This window comes from Desertibacillus haloalkaliphilus, from assembly GCF_019039105.1.
In the GTDB taxonomy this organism is placed as follows: domain Bacteria; phylum Bacillota; class Bacilli; order Bacillales; family KJ1-10-99; genus Desertibacillus; species Desertibacillus haloalkaliphilus.
The window spans coordinates 1-372 of sequence record NZ_JAHPIV010000364.1; the positions used below are offsets into that span (position 1 = coordinate 1).

Annotated in this window: 1 protein-coding gene; it reads right to left on the reverse strand. The window is 45.7% G+C overall.

The features are described 5' to 3' along the window. A partial coding sequence (locus KH400_RS30100) for a hypothetical protein (protein ID WP_217228389.1) occupies positions 1-372 on the reverse strand: 372 nt, incomplete at both ends.

Below are 372 nucleotides of genomic sequence, written 5' to 3' on the forward strand. Positions count from 1 at the left end.
CTTCCCCTCTTCTTTTTTCTTCTTCCCCCCCTCCTCTTTCCCCTCCCTCCTTCTCTTTTCTTTCTCTTCTCCCTCCCTCTCCCTTTTCTTTTTTCTTTCCCCCCTCTTCTCCCCCCTCTCCTTTCTCTCCTCCTCCCCCTCTTTTTTCTTCCTTCTCCTCCTTTCCTTTTTCTCCTTCCTTTCTCCCCTCCCCCTTTTTCTCCCTCTCCCCTTCCTCTTTTTTTTCTTTTTTCCCTCCTCTTTTTTCCTTCCTTTTCTTTTCCCTTTCTCTTTCCTCTTCTTTCCTTTCCTCTTTCCCCCCTCTCTTTTCTTTCTTTTCTCCCTTCTTTTTTCTCCTTTCCTCCCCTTTCCTTCCTTTTCTTTTTTCTTCCT